Annotated in this window: 17 protein-coding genes; 5 read left to right on the top strand and 12 right to left on the bottom strand. The window is 22.8% G+C overall.

Annotation, left to right across the window (positions count from 1 at the left end; translation table 4 throughout):
* Window positions 1-189: 189 nt before the first annotated feature.
* On the top strand, window positions 190-1,380 hold the full coding sequence (tuf, locus tag EXC65_RS02870; RefSeq protein WP_129719989.1) for an elongation factor Tu: 1,191 nt from the start codon (window positions 190-192) through the stop codon (window positions 1,378-1,380).
* Between the two features lie 70 nt (window positions 1,381-1,450).
* Here the strand turns inward: tuf and EXC65_RS02865 are convergent, their stop codons facing one another.
* A complete protein-coding gene (locus EXC65_RS02865; protein WP_129719988.1) occupies window positions 1,451-1,846 on the bottom strand; it encodes a hypothetical protein in 396 nt (131 codons plus the stop codon).
* A gap of 241 nt (window positions 1,847-2,087) precedes the next feature.
* Here EXC65_RS02865 and EXC65_RS02860 point away from each other — a divergent pair, with 241 nt between their 5' ends.
* From EXC65_RS02860 to EXC65_RS02845, 4 genes are all read left to right on the top strand, one after another.
* On the top strand, window positions 2,088-4,127 hold the full coding sequence (locus EXC65_RS02860; RefSeq protein WP_129719987.1) for a S8 family serine peptidase: 2,040 nt from the start codon (window positions 2,088-2,090) through the stop codon (window positions 4,125-4,127).
* Complete coding sequence (locus tag EXC65_RS02855; RefSeq protein WP_129719986.1) at window positions 4,114-4,803, top strand: hypothetical protein; 690 nt, start codon at window positions 4,114-4,116, stop codon at window positions 4,801-4,803. Before EXC65_RS02860 ends, EXC65_RS02855 begins: the two co-directional genes overlap by 14 nt.
* Before the next feature lie 308 nt (window positions 4,804-5,111).
* The gene (locus tag EXC65_RS02850) at window positions 5,112-7,151 is read left to right on the top strand and encodes a S8 family serine peptidase (RefSeq protein ID WP_129719985.1); all 2,040 of its coding nucleotides are present in this window, start codon (window positions 5,112-5,114) and stop codon (window positions 7,149-7,151) included.
* Window positions 7,138-7,827, top strand: coding sequence for a hypothetical protein (locus EXC65_RS02845; protein ID WP_129719984.1), 690 nt, complete (start codon window positions 7,138-7,140; stop codon window positions 7,825-7,827). Before EXC65_RS02850 ends, EXC65_RS02845 begins: the two co-directional genes overlap by 14 nt.
* Window positions 7,828-8,232: 405 nt before the next feature.
* Here EXC65_RS02845 and EXC65_RS02840 read toward each other — a convergent pair whose 3' ends face one another.
* The 11 genes from EXC65_RS02840 to EXC65_RS02790 all read right to left on the bottom strand — a co-directional run bounded on the left by EXC65_RS02840 (window position 8,233) and on the right by EXC65_RS02790 (window position 24,263).
* Complete coding sequence (locus EXC65_RS02840; RefSeq protein ID WP_129719983.1) at window positions 8,233-9,438, bottom strand: Mbov_0401 family ICE element transposase-like protein; 1,206 nt, start codon at window positions 9,436-9,438, stop codon at window positions 8,233-8,235.
* Window positions 9,439-9,543: 105 nt separating this feature from the next.
* A complete protein-coding gene (locus EXC65_RS02835) occupies window positions 9,544-13,605 on the bottom strand; it encodes an Mbov_0399 family ICE element protein (RefSeq protein WP_129719982.1) in 4,062 nt (1,353 codons plus the stop codon).
* Window positions 13,598-14,164: an Mbov_0398 family ICE element protein gene (locus tag EXC65_RS02830; protein WP_129719981.1), complete on the bottom strand. Its 567-nt coding sequence runs from the start codon at window positions 14,162-14,164 to the stop codon at window positions 13,598-13,600. Before EXC65_RS02830 ends, EXC65_RS02835 begins: the two co-directional genes overlap by 8 nt.
* Window positions 14,157-16,802, bottom strand: a complete 2,646-nt coding sequence (locus EXC65_RS02825; protein WP_129719980.1) for an Mbov_0397 family ICE element conjugal transfer ATPase — start codon at window positions 16,800-16,802, stop codon at window positions 14,157-14,159. The genes EXC65_RS02830 and EXC65_RS02825 overlap by 8 nt, the downstream gene beginning before the upstream one ends.
* Before the next feature lie 4 nt (window positions 16,803-16,806).
* Window positions 16,807-18,474, bottom strand: a complete 1,668-nt coding sequence (locus EXC65_RS02820; protein WP_129719979.1) for an Mbov_0396 family ICE element transmembrane protein — start codon at window positions 18,472-18,474, stop codon at window positions 16,807-16,809.
* Window position 18,475: 1 nt separating this feature from the next.
* Entirely contained in the window at window positions 18,476-18,799 is a 324-nt protein-coding gene (locus EXC65_RS02815; RefSeq protein ID WP_129719978.1) for an Mbov_0395 family pilin-like conjugal transfer protein, read from the bottom strand.
* Between the two features lie 281 nt (window positions 18,800-19,080).
* The gene (locus EXC65_RS02810; protein ID WP_165001337.1) at window positions 19,081-20,184 is read right to left on the bottom strand and encodes a hypothetical protein; all 1,104 of its coding nucleotides are present in this window, start codon (window positions 20,182-20,184) and stop codon (window positions 19,081-19,083) included.
* The gene (locus EXC65_RS02805) at window positions 20,144-20,923 is read right to left on the bottom strand and encodes an Mbov_0400 family ICE element protein (protein WP_129719976.1); all 780 of its coding nucleotides are present in this window, start codon (window positions 20,921-20,923) and stop codon (window positions 20,144-20,146) included. Before EXC65_RS02805 ends, EXC65_RS02810 begins: the two co-directional genes overlap by 41 nt.
* A 114-nt stretch (window positions 20,924-21,037) precedes the next feature.
* Window positions 21,038-21,598, bottom strand: a complete 561-nt coding sequence (locus EXC65_RS02800; RefSeq protein ID WP_129719975.1) for a single-stranded DNA-binding protein — start codon at window positions 21,596-21,598, stop codon at window positions 21,038-21,040.
* Window positions 21,599-21,907: 309 nt separating this feature from the next.
* Window positions 21,908-24,058 (bottom strand): type IV secretory system conjugative DNA transfer family protein, encoded by a 2,151-nt coding sequence (locus EXC65_RS02795; RefSeq protein ID WP_129719974.1) that lies wholly within the window; start codon window positions 24,056-24,058, stop codon window positions 21,908-21,910.
* Entirely contained in the window at window positions 24,048-24,263 is a 216-nt protein-coding gene (locus tag EXC65_RS02790; protein WP_129719973.1) for a hypothetical protein, read from the bottom strand. Before EXC65_RS02790 ends, EXC65_RS02795 begins: the two co-directional genes overlap by 11 nt.
* Window positions 24,264-24,290 lie beyond the last annotated feature (27 nt).

Raw genomic sequence — 24,290 nt, 5'->3', positions numbered from 1 at the left:
GTTATAATATTTTTAATATTAAAAAATTTTATTTTTTTATTTTTTTTGTTAAAATTTTATTAAAAAATTACATTTTAAGCAATTAAATGGACAGGAATTAGTTGAAAGGCTAGTTATTAGGTAGGTTTTAAGCGCTTAAAATATTTTATTTTTTATACTAAAATCAAAAAATTAATGAAAGGAGCCAAAATGGCAAAATTAAATTTTGATAGATCAAAAGAACACGTAAATATTGGAACAATTGGACATATTGACCACGGTAAAACTACTTTAACTGCAGCTATTGCAACAGTTTTATCAAAAAGAGGTTTAGCAGAAGCTAAAGATTATGCTTCAATCGATGCTGCTCCAGAAGAAAGAGCACGTGGAATTACTATTAATACAGCTCACATTGAGTATGAAACAGAAAAAAGACACTACGCACACGTTGATTGTCCAGGACATGCTGATTATGTTAAAAACATGATTACAGGTGCTGCTCAAATGGATGGTGCTATCTTAGTAGTTGCTGCTACAGATGGACCTATGCCACAAACAAGAGAACACATCTTACTTTCTAAACAAGTTGGTGTTCCAAAAATCGTTGTTTTCTTAAACAAAGTTGACATGCTTGAAGGTGAAGATGAAATGCTTGACTTAGTAGAGTTTGAAATTAGAGATCTTTTATCTAAATATGAATACGATGGTGATAATTTACCAATTATTAGAGGTTCTGCAAAAGGAGCTCTTGAAGGTAACCCACAATGAGAAGAAAAAATTCTTGAGTTAATGAATGCTGTTGACTCTTACATCGATGCTCCAGTTAGAGAAATGGACAAACCATTCTTAATGGCTGTTGAAGATGTTTTCACAATTACAGGACGTGGAACAGTTGCAACAGGTAAAGTTGAAAGAGGACAAATTAAATTAAACGAAGAAGTTGAAATTGTAGGATACAAAGACCAACCTAAAAAAACAGTTGTTACTGGAATTGAAATGTTTAGAAAAAATCTTGATTCAGCTATGGCTGGGGATAATGCTGGAGTTTTATTAAGAGGTGTTAATAAAGACGAGATTGAAAGAGGACAAGTTATTGCTAAACCAAAAACTATTATTCCTCATACAGTTTTCAAAGCAGCTATTTATGCACTAAAAAAAGAAGAAGGTGGACGTCATACACCATTTTTCCAAAACTATAAACCACAATTTTACTTTAGAACAACAGACGTTACAGGTGGAATTAAATTTGACGCTGGTAGAGAAATGGTTATGCCAGGAGATAATGTTGACTTAACAGTTGAATTAATTGCTCCTATTGCTGTTGAACAAGGTACAAAGTTCTCAATCCGTGAAGGTGGAAGAACAGTTGGTGCTGGTTCAGTTACAGAAATTATTAAATAATTCATCAATTTAATTAAATAAAAAAACAAGATTCAATTTGCATCACTGAATCTTGTTTTTTTTATTTGTTTTATTTTAATTTTTCTTTATTTGTTTTATATAAGGTTATCGATGTTGTAACTAAAGGTAATATCAAGAAAACAGCACCGATAATATTGAATATTGGAATTCATAAAAAGAATAAATTTATTCCTAAAAAAATTGAAGAAATAATTCATAAAATAAAAATTGTTATATCAAATTTTTGACTTTTTACAGCTAATATTATTGCTAAAACTAACATAGCTATAAAAATCATAAATATCAAAATAGTGATAATGAACGTCGAAGTAATACTTTTTACATTATAGTCATAAATGGTAGTAGCTATATTAGCGATTAAAATATTTGATATTACTATTAAAACAATAGAAATAATTATTAAAACAAAAAATGCAATATTAATATTTTTTATTTGATTTCTCATTTAACACCTTTCATATTTAATTTTAAATGAATTTAAAATAAAAAAAATAAAAATAATGTTTTATTTTAAAAAAGCATTATTTTTTACAAAAAAAACATTTTTTCAAAACTAAATTCAAATAAATACAAAATATAAATTTATATCAAAATTTAAAATTAAATTAGTCATTTTGTTTATATGTTAAAATTTTATTATATAAATATTTTAAAAAATATGCTTTAAATATTAAGGAGAAAATAAAATGAAAAAAAAGAAAATATTAAAATCATTTTTTTTAGCTATGAGCTTAGGTTTATTTGTTTTTAGCAATATTCCTTATACAAAGCAAAATATTGAAGTAGTAAACTTACAAAAACATATTAGTCAAAATTTTAATCATTCTAAAGTAATAGAAAGAACCGTTTCTTTTGATGTTCCACAAAATGATAATTATCTTGAAACTTCAAAACGAATTAATGGAATTAAAGAACTAAAACTATTATTAAATTATGATATTGAAGAATTCGAAACACACTCAGAAACAAAAACTTTTTTTGAAACACAAAACAATAATTTTTCTAAACTTTTTAAAGAAAAATTTAGTTTTATTAAAAATATTGAAATAAGTAGTTTAACGCCAACTATTTGAATTTATTTTAATAATGATGAAGATAAAAATAAATTTATTAATTTAGCAAAAGAAGATAATTTTATATTTAAAATTATAAATTTAAAATATGAAATAAAACCTTTGTACAAAGTCCCACTTTTATGTATGGATGTTGAGTGTTTACTTAGAACAGACCAAACACCTGAAGAATTTAATGAAGCTTTAAAAAACCACCCTACAATAAGTCCGAGATCTAATACAGTTAAAAGTCCTGATTGAAATAAAATTTCTAAATTAAAAATAGTGGAAGATTATCCTGTTGAATTTATTGAAACAAATTTAGATAAAATTGATTTTAGCATGGCAGATATTAAAACACCATGAAAACCTAATGAGCATAACAAAATTGGAATTTTAGAAGCAAAAAATGGAGTTATTTATAAAGAATTAGACCAAGACATTTTATATGATCCTAAAATTTATAGTGAAAGTAGCAATATAAGAAGTATTCATGCAGGGATAGTTGCAAAAATTGCTGCAGGTTATGATGGGGTTGATAGATATGCAGAGATATATTCTGCAGGGTTTGCAAGTACAGATAGTCTATGACAAAAACAAATAGAATGAATGATTGAAAATGGTGTAAAAGTTATTAATCATAGCTATGGTTTAAGAACACATAGCAAAGAAAATATATATAATGAAGAAGCATTTTTTCTAGATTATATTGCAAGAAAATATGGAATAATTAATGTTTTTTCAGCTGGTAATGATCATGATAAACCAAATAAAAATAAATACATTGATAGTTATAAACTATCTTTTAATTCCATTGTTGTTGGTGCCCTTGATAAAGGTATTAAATATGATAATTTTTGAATAGCTCCTTATTCAAATCGTACATTAGAACCTGAGTATGAAGACTTACCAAAACCATTAGTTGTTGCGCCAGGTTATTTTGAATATTATGATCAACATAAAACAGTAAAAGAAGTAGACGGTACAAGTTTAGCTGCTCCAATGGTTTCAGGAGCTATTAGTGTTTTGTTAGGTAACGAAAAGAAAATTGATTTAAAAAATTCAAGAGTAGCTGCAATTAAAGCTATTTTAGCAGCTTCTTCTAGATTACCTAAAAACATTTCTAACTTAGAATATAAATTAAGCGGATTAGAAAAAACATATGGTTCAGGATTGATTGATTATCAAAGAATGAAAAAAGCTGCATTTAATCTTGAAATTGTAAATGTATCAAAAGGAAGTATAAAAGAATTTATTTATACAAGTAATAGTATTTATTTAGATAAAGATGAAAATATAAAAATTGCTTCAGCATGAATGAATAATGGTGGAGTTTTAAAAAATAAAGTATCTAAACCAGGATTTTGAAAAAATCTTTTTGGTATAGATCAAAATTGAGAAAACATTCACCGTAATGAATATAGTTTAAAATATAATGAAAATAATTCAAGACAAGAAAAAAGATTTTTTACAGATTTTGATTTAGTTTTAGAAAAATATGATGGAAACAAATGAATTGAAATAAAAAGAGTTACATCTATAAAAAGCAATGTAGAAATTATAAATTATAAAGCTATACAATCTGAAAAGTATAGAATAAGAATTTTTAAATATAATGATATATTTGAAAATTCAATAGATGATGTTATAGGTGTTACATATGTTAAAAATTAAAAAGATTTTCAAGTGTTGTGTAGCTATTGTTTCTTTTTCTACATTAGTAGGTTTAAGTTCTTGCTTTAAAACTAAAGACATAATTGAAATTAATAAAGAAGAAAAAAAGGAAGAAAGTAAAGGTAGAATAATAATTAATCAAAGTAAGGATATTATGAGTAAAATGTATTCTTATTTTAATATTAAAAGATATGTTATACGAAAAGAAGTTAAAAAAGATAAATCTATTAGCAACTATATTGAACCAGAAAATTTTGATTATTTAAGACAAAATAAACATATTGATCTAAAATCAAAAGAAGAATATGATAAATATTTTTCTAATATTAAATACCCTAATATAGATAATTTTTTTGAAACACATAATATGTTTGCTTTTTTTTCACATAATCAATCATTTGTTTTTAAAGCATCTGATCAATTTTATCCAATTGTAAATGAAAAAGATAAAAAAATAGAAATTAAAATTTTCGAGCCTGCATCAGAACTTGAAATAGTTTTGCCAGATATACGAGGTCCTGACACAATTTATTTATTTCCTTATGAAAAAAAATATGAAATAAATAAAATATCTGAATTTTCTAAACATGATGAAATAGTAAATATTTTAGAAGAAATTCAAAAAAAGTATAAAGAATATTCTTATAAAGAGGAAGAATTGTATATTAGTAATTAAAAAAATTAATTATATTTAGTTTATAAAAAAAATTTCTATATTTTTTGTTGATAATTAAACAAAAATTATTATCTAAATTTTTAACAATAGCAAAATTAGCTATTGTTTTTTATTTAAAGTAAGCTACATTTTCATTTAAAAATTCTTGAATTTCCTTGTAAATTTTAAAATTAGCACTAGGGGTTGCAAATTTTAAATATAAATTTATATCAAAATTTAAAATTAAATTAGTCGTTTTGTTTATATGTTAAAATTTTATTATATAGATATTTTAAAAAATATGCTTTAAATATTAAGGAGGAAATAAAATGAAAAAAAAGAAAATATTAAAATCATTTTTTTTAGCTATGAGCTTAGGTTTATTTGTTTTTAGCAATATTCCTTATACAAAGCAAAATATTGAAGTAGTAAACTTACAAAAACATATTAGTCAAAATTTTAATCATTCTAAAGTAATAGAAAGAACCGTTTCTTTTGATGTTCCACAAAATGATAATTATCTTGAAACTTCAAAACGAATTAATGGAATTAAAGAACTAAAACTATTATTAAATTATGATATTGAAGAATTCGAAACACACTCAGAAACAAAAACTTTTTTTGAAACACAAAACAATAATTTTTCTAAACTTTTTAAAGAAAAATTTAGTTTTATTAAAAATATTGAAATAAGTAGTTTAACGCCAACTATTTGAATTTATTTTAATAATGATGAAGATAAAAATAAATTTATTAATTTAGCAAAAGAAGATAATTTTATATTTAAAATTATAAATTTAAAATATGAAATAAAACCTTTGTACAAAGTCCCACTTTTATGTATGGATGTTGAGTGTTTACTTAGAACAGACCAAACACCTGAAGAATTTAATGAAGCTTTAAAAAACCACCCTACAATAAGTCCGAGATCTAATACAGTTAAAAGTCCTGATTGAAATAAAATTTCTAAATTAAAAATAGTGGAAGATTATCCTGTTGAATTTATTGAAACAAATTTAGATAAAATTGATTTTAGCATGGTAGATATTAAAACACCATGAAAACCTAATGAGCATAACAAAATTGGAATTTTAGAAGTAGAAAATGGAGTTATTTATAAAGAATTAGACCAAGACATTTTATATGATCCTAAAGTTTATGGCGGAAATAACAATATAAAAGATAGTCATGCCGGGATAGTTGCAAAAATTGCTGCAGGTTATGATGGGGTTGATAGATATGCAGAGATATATTCTGCAGGGTTTGCAAGTACAGATAGTCTATGACAAAAACAAATAGAATGAATGATTGAAAATGGTGTAAAAGTTATTAATCATAGCTATGGTCCAAGAACACATAGCAAAGAAAATATATATAATGAAGAAGCATTTTTTCTAGATTATATTGCAAGAAAATATGGAATAATTAATGTTTTTGCAGCTGGTAATGATCATGATAAACCAAATAAAAATAAATACATTGATAAAACTAAACTCTCTTTTAATTTAATTGTTGTTGGTGCCCTTGATAAAGGTATTAAATATGATAATTTTTGAATAGCTCCTTATTCAAATCGTACATTAGAACCTGAGTATGAAGACTTACCTAAACCATTAGTTGTTGCGCCAGGTTATTTTGAATATTATGATCAACATAAAACAGTAAAAAAAGTAGACGGTACAAGTTTCGCTGCTCCAATGGTTTCAGGAGCTATTAGTGTTTTGTTAGGTAACGAAAAGAAAATTGATTTAAAAAATTCAAGAGTAGCTGCAATTAAAGCTATTTTAGCAGCTTCTTCTAGATTGCCTAAAAACATTTCTAACTTAGAATATAAATTAAGCGGATTAGAAAAAACATATGGTTCAGGATTGATTGATTATCAAAGAATGAAAAAAGCTGCATTTAATCTTGAAATTGTAAATGTATCAAAAGGAAGTATAAAAGAATTTATTTATACAAGTAATAGTATTTATTTAGATAAAGATGAAAATATAAAAATTGCTTCAGCATGAATGAATAATGGTGGAGTTTTAAAAAATAAAGTATCTAAACCAGGATTTTGAAAAAATCTTTTTGGTATAGATCAAAATTGAGAAAACATTCACCGTAATGAATACAGTTTAAAATATAATGAAAATAATTCAAGACAAGAAAAAAGATTTTTTACAGATTTTGATTTAGTTTTAGAAAAATATGATGGAAACAAATGAATTGAAATAAAAAGAGTTACATCTATAAAAAGCAATGTAGAAATTATAAATTATAAAGCTATACAATCTGGAAAGTATAGAATAAGAATTTTTAAATATAATGATATATTTGAAAATTCAATAGATGATGTTATAGGTGTTACATATGTTAAAAATTAAAAAGATTTTCAAGTATTGTGTAGCTATTGTTTCTTTTTCTACATTAGTAGGTTTAAGTTCTTGCTTTAAAACTAAAGACATAATTGAAATTAATAAAGAAGAAAAAAAGGAAGAAAGTAAAGGTAGAATAATAATTAATCAAAGTAAGGATATTATGAGTAAAATGTATTCTTATTTTAATATTAAGAGATATGTTATACGAAAAGAAGTTAAAAAAGATAAATCTTTTAGCAACTATATTGAACCAGAAAATTTTGATTATTTAAGACAAAATAAACATATTGATCTAAAATCAAAAGAAGAATATGATAAATATTTTTCTAATATTAAATACCCTAATATAGATAATTTTTTTGAAACACATAATATGTTTGCTTTTTTTTCACATAATTTAGCAAAAGTTTTTAAAGTATCTGATCAATTTTATCCAATTGTAAATGAAAAAGATAAAAAAATAGAAATTAAAATTTTCGAGCCTGCATCAGAACTTGAAATAATTATACCAAATCAAGTAGGTCCTGACACAATTTATTTATTTCCTTATGAAAAAAAATATGAAATAAATAAAATATCTGAATTTTCTAAACATGATGAAATAGTAAATATTTTAGAAGAAATTCAAAAAAAGTATAAAGAATATTCTTATAAAGAGGAAGAATTGTATATTAGTAATTAAAAAAATTAATTATATTTAGTTTATAAAAAAAATTTGGTAGTGTTCAATGGTTGGTGGTAATGTTTTTTTTAGTAATCACCCCGTTAGCTAAATTATAACATTTTTTTCAATTTTCCTAGTTTTTATTAAAAACGGCATTTTCTCGCGCGTGCGCGCGTTGCTTTGAAGCAGGATAAGACCTGTTACATAACTTCCTAAACGGAAGGTAAAAAAATAAAATTCAATAACATATAATGTTATTGTTTTATCATTTTTTTTTATTAAAAGTTTAATAAAAGGTATTTGTTTTTATTAAAAACCTTAATAAAAATGATTTTTTTTTAGAAGTTATAATACTATGTATTATATTTTTATTATGTTTTTTTATTAAAAACCTTAATAAAAGCATTTTTTTTGCTTAAAAATTTAGTTTATAAATTTAACTGATTTAGTGTTTTTTTGATTTAGAAAAATTAATTTTTTAAACACATCTAGACTAAAAATTGCAAATTTTTTAGTAGTATTTTTTTTGATAAAATGTGAAATCATCGTTTCTGTTTTGCTACCAATATCCATGACTTGATTGTAAAAATTTAATGCTTTTTTATTAAAAATTAAATATTGAATAAACTTGTAAATTTCTAAAACTTTATTTGGTATATTTCGTTTTTTAATTGAATTTAGTTTAATATTTCATAATTTTTTTACAACATTTTTTAAAATAAAAATTGCATTTTTACTATCATTTTCTCTAATTAAATTTTTAATTTTTTTATACAATGTTATATTAGAAATTTTTCTAAAATAATCAAAATATTTTTTATTTTCAGTATTATATTTACCATACCCCACAGTTTTTAAAAGTAATTTAGTTACATGAAATCAGTCTAAAATGTATATTGCATTTAAATGTTTAGAAATTGTTTTCATATACTTGGCACCGTCACCATAAATCACTAATTTTAAATTTAAATCATAATTTTCTTTAATGTGTTTTTTTATACTTTTAATAGTAAAATCTACAAATTTTTTTGATGTATTTGTTTTGGAAGTGTTTACTAAAAGTGAAGTTGCAAATACTTTTTTCTTATTATTTTTTTCTACTAAATGAAAATACATTGCTCTAGTTCTAAACTTACTTTTTTTATTGTTTTCATCTATTAAATCTTGGTATGCATCATCAATATGCATGTACAAATAACCATTGTTTTCTTTAGAATGAATATCTAGTTTTGTAGTTTTAATTTCTACTTTTTTCATTAAATATGTAATGTATCCAATTGAAATTATATTATTATATCTTTTAACGATATTTCTATAGCTAAGTCCCATTTTAACATTTTGTAAAATAGCTTTTTTTAGTTCAGGTGTGATTATTGTTCCTTTTTCAAAAATTAAATGAGGTGCATAACCATAATTTCATTTATCATTTTTATAATATTTATATTTAGTTAGTTGTATTTCGGCTTCTCCATCTTTTATCTTAAAACTTTTTGTTCTTTTTGAGTGTATTATATAACCCAACTGTTTTCTTAATTCAGAATTAAGAAATTTTTCATCTTCATATTGAATTCATTTTACAAAAGAATTTATCCCTTTTTCACTTGTTCAATTTAACACAATTTTTTCCATAATATATAAATTTTAAATAAATTATTTGTAAATTAAATTTTTTTGTTTTAAATATTTATTAAATAATAAAAATAATACAAAAATAAAAACCAACTAAAAGTTGGTTTATTTTTTAATTTTTTTACCAGGACCAAAACGATAATATATTCAGATTACGATTCCAAAAGTTAAAATAGTTAAAACTATTGCTAAAGGAATAATTCACATTAATTTTTTCTTATCTATAGATTTATTTATATTTTTAGAAATAGCTTGATTTTTATTATTTTTTACTATTTTTTCAATAGCATCATTTTCAAGCCCGGGATCACTATAGGGATCATATGTTGAATCATCAGCTTTAAGCATATTATTTATAATATTTAGCTCTGCAGAATTGTACATAATAAAGTTTTTAGGTTTAACAATAGCTTTGATTTTATTAATTTGATTTTCTGTAGTTAAAAGCTCTAATATTTTATCTCAATTTTCTATTATTAAATATTGTTCAAAATTTAAATTATAGTTTTTTAGTTGCTTATTTAAATCTTCAATAATTTTAGCTTTTAATTTATCTTTATTAGAAATATTGGCTTTAATTGTCTTAAGCTTTAGAGTAGCTAAATTTTGTTCTGAAGGCACTTCGAGATTATCAACTAAATTAACTAAAACTATAGTTTTTTTACCAATTAAATTTTCATTATTTTGTATTACTTCTAAATTTAAATAATATTCTTTATATTCTGCATCTTTAAATTTATATACTTTACTAATAGCTTTTTTCACAGCATCACTTAAATTAGTAATTTTTCAATGGTCATTATACTTAAATTTAGAATCCATATTTTTTTCAATTGTTTCAATAATGTAATTTTCAGCTTGCTTTTGTTTTTTAATAGCTTTTAAATTAATTTCATCAATTTTTAAATCATTAAAAATATCTTGTAATTTAGATGTATTAGTTTCGTTTATATTTTTTGTTTTATTTTGATTTAGGTTTGTATCATTTAAAGTTTTTAGTTCATCAAAAGTTAAATAAATTTTAAAAACATTTTTATTTAAGTAGTATTCGTTTTTATATTTTTCTAAAAGTTTATAATTAATAATAATATTAAAGTGTTCTTCAAATGTTTCTTCATTGTATTCAATATTACTTATTAATTTATCACTATTGTCAAAATTTAAATATCATTTGTATCATAAAGTGCTAGTTAAAAAATTTGCTTTTGTTGTATTTTTAGCAAAAAGTTTAATTTTTTCAACATCAACTATTGGATGGATAGCTATTTTAGTTTCATAATCTTTTTCTTCATCTTTAAATTTTAGGTCACTAATTATGATTTCTTTAGCTGATTTATCAATTTGATAATTCAAAGATCTTGTATCATCTTTAATTGAAAAAACAAATTTTAAATTGTTTTTTTCATCAATTGTTATGTTACTATCAACTAATTCTTTGTATTGAAAATCAGCTAAAAATTTATTTAAGGTTTTTAAATTATTAATGAAATTATTTTTTGTTTGACTTTTAGCATAATTTCTTAATTCTTGAATTTTAACTAAAGGTTTAATATAAAAAATTGTATCTAAAGCTTTATTGTTTTGGTAATTAAATGAAACATATTCTTTTCAATAATTAATGACATTTTCATAGATCAAAGTATTTATTTGTTCTTTAGTCATCTTTTTTTCAATATTTAAAAAATTAAATAAATGAATACCTGGAAGACTTGTTCAAAAAGAACTTATTTTTTGATTTACAAATTGTTCTGTAAATAAATTTTTAGGGTTGTTGTCCCCTATTGCAACAATTTTATAACTATCAATACCTTTTTCTGTTCTAGAACTAAAGAGTCAAATTCCTGAAGATGAAAAATAATTTTTTTCTTCTTGTGATAATTGGATTATATTACCTTCTTTTAAAGTGTCGGTGTCATTTTCGTTATCATCAATTAATTCAACTTCATTAATATTTTTAGAATTAATTTTAAATCTTTTAGTTTTTTGATTATCTGCTTTTTCTAATGTGAGTTTTGCCCCTTTTCCAACTAAAGAAGCTTCAGCAATAAAACCTCATTTATATTGTGAAACTGGAATAAGCTTTTTTTCTATGCCTAGAGGATCTTGGAGAAACCTTGTATCATTAGGAAGTTTATTATTTTGATTTTCAAAATCAACTCAAACTAGTTGTTTTTTAGTTCCAGTTTTACGATCAACAAGTGGATCATAATCAGGGTTTTTAATTTTTTCACCATTATTATCTCTTACAAAATCATTTGTTGATTTATCAATCAAAAATTCGGTTATTATACTTTTTTGCTTTGGATTGTTATCTGGATCTCAAGCAAACCATTGCGCTTCTAATTTAGGATTAACTGAATTTATTACAATATCAATGTAATATTTTTGAATAGGTTTTATATTTTCAGCATTAATATTTTTTTTATCATATTGTACAACTTCAACTCGGTATTTGTTTGCGTTTTTAGCTTGATTACTATTAGTGTTATCATCTTTTGCATCAGATCTTAAATCTTCTAAATTATATTGAAAGTACCTATCTAAAACATCAACTTTTTGACCATTAATAAAAAGAATTTCATTTTCTTGTTTTTGTGTGTTGAACATAACTGTAGCTAAAGAATTGTATTCCCATTCACCACCATATTCAACTAAAACATTATCTATATTTTTACTAGGATGTCCTTTAATAATTTCTTTGGGTTTGTCATCAACAAGCTGCCCATTATATACATTAGTTAAATCTAAATATTTTGATGGTTTTACTATAATTCTATTTTTTAAACTTAGTTTTTTTGCTTTATCAGTTAATTCAAAATTAATTTTAACATTTAAAGCTAAAGTAAAATATTCTTTTTTTTGACTTAAATTATTTTTAAATTCTAAATAAAAATCAACAATTGAATTTTTTTTATCATTGGAATTTTTAACATTGTAAACAATTTTTTCTTGATATTTATTCAAAATATTTTTTTCAGTTCATTTAGTTATTTTTAAATCAAAAAAAGCTTGTGTATTTTTTAAATTTAAACTTTTATTAGCTTTAGTATATAAACCATCAGTTGGATAAACATCACTCAAAGATTTAATTGTATTATTTGTTTTTGCAAAACTATTATTAAATTGGCTTTTAATTTTATGTAAATAATCATCAAGTTTTTGAGCATAATTTTTATTTGCAACATTTTCATATTCATATTCAAAATTAAAATTAACTTTAACTTTAAATTCAGTTATTTTATCACCTAGTAAAAGAGTATCTGTTATTGTAACTTCTTTTGTGACTGAAGGTTCACAATAAGAAGAATAATAACCATAGCATTCGCCACCTGATGTTTCAACTCTTGTTGTTTTACCAAAATCCATTTTAAATTTTACTTCTAATTTTAAATTTTTAATTTTTAGATTTTTAATTCTGAAATCACCTGTATTATGTTTGTTGTGAATTTCGTCATTATATTTTTTAATAATATTGTTTTTAATTTCACTTTTTATATTTTTTAATATAGAAGGGTTAGAATAAAAATAGCTATTTTTAGTTTCAGATATATATTGCTCATCATTAGATCTATAGATATCTGTAACATTTTTAAGTTTAATATCTAAATTATCAATTCAATTTTCTAGTTCTTTTTTATTATCAATGGATCAAGAAATATTTGAAAAATCATGTTTTGCAAATGATCCATCATCTAAATTTTTTTTATTTCAATCAACACTATATCAATAGCTTTTTAGTTTTGTAGGGTTTTCATGATAATTATAATCTCAAAGCTTATTTAGTTTTACATCAGCACCAAGTCACTCATTATTTGCATCATTATAAGCAAATCAATAACCATTATTATAACCAATAGCTCGATGTTGCGTATATGTTATAGATGCTTTTTTAATAACATCATTTTGATCTTTAGTTTTATAAGTAAAAGTAGGTACAAGTGTATTTATTAAATAATTTTCTCCACCCGAAATGTAGCCACTAAATTTTGTTAATTGGTAGTCACTAAGTTTTATATTAAATTCTTTGTTAAATGTTGTTTTGTTTGATATTGATGGCATTGTGATTTTTTGATAATTAGTTTTGAAACTCAAAGCTATAGCAAATGGCAAAACAACACTAGAAAAACCAGTTAAAATCAACAATGTTTTTTTAATATTTTTATTCATTTTTATTTCTTATTTCTTTCTTTAGTTTTTCTTCATGAATTTCATCAAAAATATCGCCTTTGCTAAACCTATCAAATATTTTTTCAGTTTTATTTGCATTTTTAGCTAAGGTTTCATTTAAGATTTTTAGTGTTTTTTCATCATTTTTTGCTTTTTGAATGAAATACAAACTTTCATTCAAAGCTTTAGGAGAAGGTTCATCAAAAATTTCATCATTTATATCTATATTTTTAAAAAGGATATTTGATATTAAATCAAGTTTTGAATTTAAAATTTTATTTTTAAAATTTTCATCTGTTTTTCTTATTTGAAATTCTTTGTAGACACTTGACATAGAAGCGAAAATAGCTTTTCTAATTGCATAAAATAAATCATCTTTAATTGACCTTATAATTTGTTTTTCTTGTTCTTTTTTAATATGAGTTATTATTATTTCGCAAATAGTTTGATTTAAAGATAAACCTTTATCAAGGATGTTTTGCTTTCATAAATTAAAAGTTTGGATATCACTTTTTTCACCAAAATAACCACTAAATCTTACTTCTCTTTCTTTAATCATAATTTTTTTTATCTCCTTGTTTGAAATATAGTTTTTTTTCCAAATCATTAAAATAGCTATCAACTAAAAATCTTTGATTAGATGTTAGTCCAAAAAGAAACTCACCAATTTTTGCATTAGCAATAAATTTTTTTTCTTCAGAAGTTAAACCACCTGAATTTTTATATAAATCATCAACAATATCAATATCTTTCGAAGTTAAATTATGAATAACAGCATATTGAGAATTATCAACAATAGCTTCAGATTTTCTTTTGGCTTCTCCTGACACTGAAAAATCACGAGGATTTTGTGTTGTAGCTATTGCAGCTCCATTAAATTTTCTAATAGTTTTTCATGTTGTATTCATAATGTCTAAAGCATAAGTATTTTTTTCATCAATAAATTTATGTGCTTCATCAACAATGAAAAGAATTTTTTGTTTTTTATTAATGTTATTTGAAATTTGACCTTGAATAAACGACATCATTAAGAAAAAACCAGCTTGAACAATTTTTAGTGATGCAGATTCTAATAGTGGAGCAACATTAAAAATAGTAAATTTATTTGAGATTTCAAAATTTGTTTTTCCATTATAAAGTTGTCTAAGTTTTCCATTCTTTCCGAATTCATAATCCAGTAGATCAATTAAATCTAATTTTTCATTTTCTTCTAACGTTGTAAAATTAGAAGTTTTTATTTCTAATATTAAATCATCAATAGTTGGATAATGTTCATTAGCATAAGCACTGATATCAAAATTACGATTTATTGAAATATTAAATTTACGATATAAATTTCTTCAACCTCTACCCAAACCTCTAAGCATTCTCGAAGTTAAAGTTGGAAAAATAGTTTCAAAAAACTTTTCTAAATTTTGTTCATGCAACATCATAATTTCTTGATTGTCAAAAGTGCTTTGGGCATTGTTTGATTCTTCTAAAGTTTTAGGGTTAAAATTTTTTCTAATTTGTAAAGGGTTAAAGGTTGTATCTGAACCTGAACCAATATTTATAATTGATGCATTTAATTTTTGACCTAAAGTTGCATATTCATTTTGAGGATCAATTAAAATGATTTGATTACCCAATGAATATTGATAAGTGATGATTTTGTTTGTTAAAGTTGATTTTCCTGAACCTGAAGTTCCTAAAATGAACATATTGTTATTTTTTCTATGATCATCATTTTTAAATTGATCAAAAAATAATGGTTCATTATTTATAAAGTGCGTCCCTAGAAGATGATAATTTCCATCATTTAAATGAGCATTAGCAAATGGTCAACCATATGCGATGTTTGAAGAAATTATTTCAGTTTGATCTTTGGTTGAATCAAACATTTTAAAATAAACACTACTTAAACCTTCAAATTGTCTAAAAGTTAAATTATTAATTTTAGCCCCTAAAACTATACAATTATTTTTATTAACTTCTTCAATGTAATTTAATTCTTTTTTTGATAATGCTCGATTAAAAAAAATAAAGTCAGATTCAAAAATTTCTTCAGTCCCTGAAGAAGCTATATCAATAATATTATCTAAAGCTTGATATTCAAATGAATCACGTCTTCTACTTACACGGTTTTTTTCATCTTCAATATTACTTTCAATTTTTTTAGCAGCACTGTTAAAACGTCTTTTTTTAGCACTTTCAGATAATTTTCTTAAATTTCAAACTACAACTGAATTTGAGTCAAACAATTTGTTTGCTCAACCAGCTTCAAGCTTAAATGGATATTCACCAATTGTTTGTGTTGAAAATCAATAATCATTAATGTTAAAATGACTAGCTTTAAATTTAATGTTTTGTTGTTTGAAAAAGTTTTCAATATTTTTAGATTTCAAAATTTTTTGAATTTCCTCATCACTAAATTTTGCAGCAGGGTTAATGATTTCTATAGTTAAATTTAACAATTGTTTTAATGTTAATTGTTTATTTTCTAATTTAGAATGAAAAAGATTTTGACTTATTAAATTAAATTGTTTTTTAAGTTTTTCGATTTTGGTGTCAAAAACAATAATATAATAATGATCTTTTGTTCTTTCATTAAAAATATTTTCAATATCTTCTTCATATGATTTGTATAATTCATTTGAAATAGTGTTATTTTGATTTTGAAAATTAGTTTTTAAAAATTCAAGATTTTTACTTAAGTTTTGTTTTTTAGGTAATTTGACAATAGAAATTTTATTTGTAACTAAATTAAGTGTTTTGGCAAAACGATCAAGTAAATTAGAAATTTCATCACTATCATAAGTAGATATATTTACACCTGTTATTTCAAGAGCTCCAAAATAACCTTCACTAATTTCAATAAAATTTTCATTAATTTTTTTATAGGGAATTAGTGCTGAAGTATTAGTAATTTTGTTATTACTTTTATATTTTTTAGGTCTTGCTAAAAAGATAAATCAACGATATAAAAATACATAACCTTTACATTGTTGACTTGGATAAAAAAATACTAAAGGAAATAAAATTAAATTTAAAACAATAAAAATAATTAGTTGAATAAAAACATTTAAAAAATCTAAACCTAAAAAAGCTATAGCAGCACTTGTAAGAAAAATAGCTAAAAGAACCGGGACATCATTTAGTGTTATAAATTTTCAAAGTTTTAAACCTTTGTTTTTAATTCTTTTATTTTGTAATTTCATTTAATTATTCTCCTTTTTTAAACTTATTTTTTATCGCTTGTTTAAAGTTTTGCATTTTAATTTTGTTATTTTCTTTTTTGGCATCTTTATAATCATTTTGAGAGTTTTCAAATTCTTTATATGCTTTAGATATTTCGCTTTGTGTTAAGTCATATTTTTTTAAATTTTCTGTCATTCTTTTTTGAACCGAAGTTTTAGTTTGAGATTTTACAGGATTTAAATTAGATATTTTATTTGCTCATTCTTCCCTTGGTTTATTTTCTTGTTTTAAGTATTCTTTTTTGTTATTTAATAAATCAAGTTTTGCATTATGAATTTTTTGTTTTTCAGGTTTAAGATTTTTATATTCATCACTTTCCATAAAATTAAGTTTTTTATCGATTTGATCATCAATTTTAGCAATTTTATTTTGAGTTTTGTAGAGTTTATTATTTGTTTTACCACCAGCTAATAATCCATCTCTTGTATCTCTTCAACTAAGTCCTTCTGCTTTTCTTTCATTTTTTAAATCTCTTAATGCATTTTTATAACCTAGTTTTGAAATGTCACCTTCTTTTAATTGTTTTTTGAGTTGATTTTTGTGAAAATCTTCACCAATTAATTTTTTAGAAGCAAAACCTGCAGCTGCTGCTCCACCACCGAGAAGCATAGCTCCTGATTTAATAGATTTATCAAACATTTGTGAAGCTTCATTGTGTGAAATGCTTGAACCAAACATTTGGGCAATTTCTGCAGATAAACTATGAATTGTTATTGCCCCTGCTCAAACTAAAGCTAAATGCAAAAGTCAACTTAGTATTTTTGAATTTGCTTCTATTTCAAAAATATTATTCAAATTATTTACAACACCAATTCAAATCATTAAAAGACCTAAGGCAACTTGATAATATAAAAGCATAAAAAATTTACCTAAATAAATATTTTTTCAAGTTTTAAATTTTTCTCCATTATCATAAATACTTCAAACACTAAAAATAGGACTTGAAATAAAAAGCCAAAATATTTCAACAATTTTAACAGCGTAAACAAATAATAGTTTTATCATTCCATAAAGAATTAAAATTCCAGAGATTGAAAGAAAAATAATGGTTTGAACACCTTCACCTCAATTAAAAGTAGAATAAGTATTTATACTTATAACTGAAAAAGGTTTTTTAGTTGTTGCTATTTCACTTCAAGTTTGCGACTCTATTTTGTCAGGTTTATTAGAAATAAATAAAGATTCAGCTAAACCTATTTTTTGACCATTGATAGCAATAAAAAGCAGATCTAAAAAAATTTGTAAAATTATAATAAAAGCAAAAGTTAAAAAAGGGATTAAAACCAATAAAGATATTGAAGGTAATAATTTTTTTAATGCTTTTATTAAAACATTACTTTCTTCATTGTTATGTCGATGCTTAGCAATAAATTTAAAAATAACTGCAATCATAACTACAATTAATAAAACAATTGCAATAATACCCATAGCTCAATAACTAGTTGGTACATTTTTTCAATTTTCATTTTGATTTTCAGAACCAAACAATATTTTTTTAACTATTGGAAAACCTAAATATTGAAATGTTGAAAATGTAATTTTTAATATTGTATAAGGAAATCAAACTAGTATGTACCAAAAAATAGAAAATACACCATAGGCAATGCCATTTATAATTCCATCAAAAATCATTTTAAATTAAACCACCAATTTTAGCTAAGACAATTGGAATAGATGCTATAGCAACAATCACAATCACAAGACTTATTAATACAATTTTGAGTGATTTTTTATAAAATGATCTTTTTTCTTGATCTGTTGATGTACTCATTAATGTTGAAAATATAACTATTGCTGAAATAAATATAATAGCTACAATTGGAATTGAAATAGTTAAAAAATAATAAATTCAATTACTAGCTTCTTCAGCAAGTGTTTTAATAACTTCAGGCGCTTTACCACTTGGTGTGTTAAAACCACCTGTTGTTGTATCGTTTAAATATTGTAAAAATTTCATATTTTTTTTCTCCTAAATGTTTTATATTAAATTTAATAAATGCGCTATAGCTAAAACTCAGGCAATAGAGTTAATAGCTAATAAAATGTAAACTTTTTTATAAAGTTGTTTTTTTGTATATATACTTTTATTTTTTTTAATTTTTTTAAAGTAATAAATAAGTGAATTGATTAAGAAAAATATTGGTACAACTAAAACAAAACTTTGATACATAAAAATAAATAAAAAAACTAACAACAAGATTTACATCTTAATTTGTTAGCATATAAAAATAATGTTTTTTAATAAATTCTTCAGCTATATTTAATAGAGTTTTTACGTTCTCATTCTTCATAAAAAGCATCTATTTCTGAAGTAGTGTAATTAGTTTTAATTGTGGTATTGATTAAAGGATAAAAGTATTTAGTGATGTGTTTGTTGTATTGTCACTGAGTTAAAGGATTATTTGTTTCTAAACCAAGTTTAATTTGGAGCGGAGCTATTTCTTTGTTATATCAATTGATTAATTCTATGTAAAGTTTTTTGTAAAAAGGATTAAAATTTGAAAAAACATATTGCTCATTATATGAATAATGATTGATAGGATCTATATATGCTGAGACACTTTGGTTTAGTTGTTGAAAAATATTTTCTAGATTTTTATTATTTTTTAATTTTTCAAGTATATCATCTCTATAACTGCCTCTTATTTCTTCATAAAATATTATTTTTAATTCAATATAATTTCTAATAATAGAAAAAATGATAGGACTAGTTTTTCAATATAATACACCATCAGCATAAATTGATGATCATCAACTTTTATCGTTTTCATCTAAAATAGTAGAAAGATAACCATCATTAAAAAGTCTGTTTTCATCAGATATTAATTGAAATGCATATTTTGTATCTTTTTCAAGACCGTTTTTAGAGATTTTATCTAAGTCTGAATCTATTTTTTCAAAAATGGTGTTTGTTTTTTTATCTGAAATTTTATATCCTATTTTATCTAATGCTTTTTTATAAATTTCAACTATTTTAGAAATTCTTTCTTCTTTAGATAATGTTGGATTATTTTTATTAACAATATTTTCTAATTCTTTTGCTCATTCTCAATTTTTCTCTAATGTTTCATATACATAAAAATCAGGAATTGGCATTTCTTCAGTTAAATATTGATTTTGAACTTTAGCAGTAGGAGTTTTTGGTTCCGTAATATCAGAAGATGGTGGACTAGAAGGTGGAGTGTTTTCAATATCTTCAGAACTTTTATTTGGTTCTTTAAGTAAACCTTTTCAACATGAACTAGATAATAAAACAAAAACAGTGGGTATTACTAATAAATTACAAAATAAAAAAAATTTTTTAACGTGTGAAATCATCACCTTCTTTTTCAAATTCTTCATTTTTTTCATCTCCTATGTTTTGTAATCTTTTTTGCTCTATTTTTTCTTGTTCGAATTTTTTATCATCTTCTCATTCCCATAAAATATCTGAAAATTCTTCTCGTACACCATTTTTAAGGTTTCTTAATTCAATTAATGTTTCTTCAATTAAATTTTTGTTTTTTAAAATGTTATCTTTAAACTCTTCTTTATCTTTTCTGGAACTTTTAGAATATTCTTGATATAAAAAATCTTTATGACTATATTTTAGCTCACCAACAAAAGCATTTGTTTTGTTATTTAGTTTAACATCCATGAGTGAAACGTATGGTGGCTCTTGCGTTAAGTTTTTAAGAACACTTCTATAAATTTTGTCTATTTGATATTTTGTTAAATCATATGTATCAGCAAAAATAACATTTTTTTTATCAACTATATTGCTTAATTCTTCTTCTTTAATTGAATAAATTTGTGTTGTATCAACATATGAATCTTTTGTTAATAATCCTATTTCAGCTTTTTCTAAAAAAATTTCACCCTTGTTAGCTTTTTTTCTATTACCATGTCTATCATGTGCACTTCTAGTTTTAATATAATAATATTTTTCTATAATTTTCCCATCTTCAGTAATTTCTGCATATTCATCTCTAAATATAACAATAGGTCTATGTTTGATTGGGCCTTCAAAACGATCAAAAGTAATTTCATATTTAGTATTTTTTGTAAACATTGGTTTCATTTTAGGTAAATTTGTACTCATTTTTTAACTCCTATAATTTATTTTAATAAATTATACCACAATTTATTTAAAACATTATTTTTTATGCTATTTTTTTATTTTTTATACCTCCTTGTTTGTTAATGTTTTTAGATTTTATTTATTATTTTTAAATATTTCATCAACATCATAATTAAATGTTTTATAAGTATTTTCATTGATGTCTTTTGGATATTTTGTTCCAAATAAATGTTCAATACTACTTTTATTTGTTTCTTCTTTTTTAGGTTCAGAATTTGTTTCTTCAATTGGATCTTCAATTTTTTCTATTAATTCTTCATTTGTAGTTCAATCACAATAAGTAGTATTTAAATTATTCTTATTTTTTCTATTTTCAATTTGTTCTTTTGTTTCTAAAAGTTCAATTGCTTTAGCTTGGAGCATAAATGAAAAAGTTTTTTTATTTTTAATAACTTCTTCTACAACATTTAAATTTGCTTCAAGAAAAATTTTCACCCCTTTCACTGCATATTTATTTAATATTTCTGCTGTTTTATTTCAAGCAACAAAAGGTATAAAATCGGTAATTTCATTACCTTCATTCGACTTATAATTTCTTCTTACAGCAAGTGTTATTCAAGTGTAATAATTATTATTTGCACTTGTCATTAACTTAAAATCATTGGCAATTCTGCCGGCTAAAAAAACTTTGTTCATATATCTCCCTATATATATAGTTATTTAATAAGAAAAAAATAGGTCTTTTTTATGCTAATTTTTTCTTATTTTTATTTTGTAATTTCTCATTGATTAGATAATTTTTTTTCATATTCTAATTTATGTTTTTTTGTTTTTTTAAATATCAAATATTTTTTGAATTTTTTTTTGGCAATGTATTAAATGTTTTGGGTTGACATTCTCTCACATAGTATTTTTCTTTTTTGGATAATTCGATTATTGTTTCACAATTTTTTTCATCACAATAAGAGCATTTTTTTGTTTCTATAAAATTTATATCTTCCATTTTTAACTACCTTTTAAAAATTTTATTTTCTTTTCTATGATTTTATATTCTTCGTTATCTAGCATTCCACTTTTTAGTTTTGCTTCTAAATAAGCAAGTTGTTTTGTTCTGTTGTTTACTTTATCATTTTTTTCTTTGTCCATAAATTCTATTTCATCTAAATCTTCTACATCAAATTCTTCCTCTTGTTCAAAATTTTTATTATTTTCTTTTTCTTTTTTTACTGTGCTAATTGTTTTTAAAAGCATTTCATCCAATTCATCTTTTTTTTCTTTTTCTATTATTTCTAGTAATTCTTTGTTGAGGTTTTTATCTTTAGTATCATTTTTTGCAATTTCTGTAAATAAATAAAAATAATCTTTTTCATTAAAAATTCTTATTTCTTTTTTTTCTATTTCATTTGATTTAGTGTTTCAAACATCATATGCATATGTTGAGTTAACTCTAGAAGGTTTAATTCCAGATTGAATTATTAAATGAACTTTAGGTGAAATATTTTTTAATTCTTCAATTGAAACTAATGGTTTATTTGACAATGAATCAGTTGAACTTTTACTTTTATCATTTTTAGAATTTGAAAATGATGTTTTAACAACATTGCTTTGACCTAAAATTTCAGATGTTTTTTTTAATGTTTCATGATCAGAAGAATTTAAAAAAATAGTTAAGTTAGTATTGTTTTCAATTATTTTTTTATCATTTTTATATTTAGCTAATTGGTTTAAATCTTGCAAAACAATTGAAAAGAAAATATTTCTACTTCTCGCAATAGTAACTTTATTGTCAAAATCTTTAATAACAGGCAAATTACCAAACTCATCACCAAAAAATAAAAGTGTTCTTTTAAGTTTTTGATTTTTTGAAGCATTAGCAATATCAATTGCTGTTTGATAAATTTGATCAATCAAAATAGAAATGTAGCGATGTCTATCTTTTTTATGATCAGGAAATTTAATAAAAATAGCAAAAGGTTTACCATTATCTAAATGTGAATCTAAAATAATTTTTTCAATTTCAATATTATGTCTACAACTTCAAGATTTAATAGCTAAATCATTATTAAATTTAACAATAGCATTTACAGCGCCTGAAAGTTGACTTGTTAATGTACGATCATTATTTTCAATTAATGGTTTAACTTCTGATAAAAAGAAATTTTTTATTTCTTGACTTTGAGAATTTTGCAAAATGTTAATTCATTTACCTTTTGAAAATTCTTTGTAAGATAAAAACTGATTAAAAGAAGCTAAATTAAAATGTTGTTTTTTAAAATTTTTATCAATTGTTGAATAATAGAGCATAAACTTACCAATAATCTTTAGGCAATTTTTAGAGCTATCAGATCAAAACTTGTTATCACCACTTGTATTTCAATCATCTAATGATTCAATTACATCTGCTAATAATGAAAATGCTAATGATTCACGCTCAAGCTTATTCATGTTTTGATTATGAAAAGTTTTTCATATTTTAGATAAAAAGTTAAAACCATCAGAAATTAATGGATTAGTTAAATCTAAAGTAAATATTTGATAATTGTTTTTATCTAAATCATTTTTAAGTTCTAAATATAATTCACCTTTGGGGTCGATTAAAACAATATTTGGTTTGACTTCAGTGTTTTTAATATTTATGTTATATTTAGCACTTGGAATGATAAATCTCTGCGTTTTACCACTACCTGTTGTGCCAATAATTTTGGCATGTGTTTCTGTTGAAACAAAATATTTAATTTTTGAACCTATTCTTTTATAACTAACAACTCAACCAGGTTTTTGATTTTTAAAGTTTTTAAAATATATTTTTGAAAACTCGCTAAATGAACCTTTTTTATTTGGTTCATCTCATAAAAAACTTGCCCCACCTTCTTCAAGTTTTTCAAATTTATTTTTATTTTTCTTAAATTTAAAAAATATCAATACTAAACATAAAAATGTAAATGAAAAAATGAATGAAGATAATAAACTTATAGAAATTACATTTCAATTTGTAATATTTAATTTTCAATAATTTTTTAATTTTGGGAAAATATCAACAAATTTTTTTAAACTACTAATTTCAGAGAAAGGAAATAAAATATAAGTTAACAAAAAAACTGGAATTCAAAATAATATAAAAATAAAAAGATATTTTAAATTTTTTTTACCTTTCATAAACTAATTCATCATTCTCCTTTGCTGAACTAAAATCTTTATTGTTGATTTTTAAAATTTTGCTAATAAAAGTATGATTATTTTTTTTTGTTATTATTAATTTGATTTCATCGTTTTTCTTTACTTGTTCATAAAATGCATTAACTTGTTTTTTATTTAAAAGAAATAATTTTAAAGTTTTTTCGTTTTTATATTTTAGTATCATAAAAAGAGTTTTAGTTTCATTAGTTTT

It is taken from the genome of Mesomycoplasma neurolyticum (genome assembly GCF_900660485.1).
Taxonomy (GTDB): Bacteria; Bacillota_I; Bacilli_A; order Mycoplasmatales; family Metamycoplasmataceae; genus Mesomycoplasma_A; species Mesomycoplasma_A neurolyticum.
This window is presented reverse-complemented; position numbering and strand designations above follow the sequence as displayed.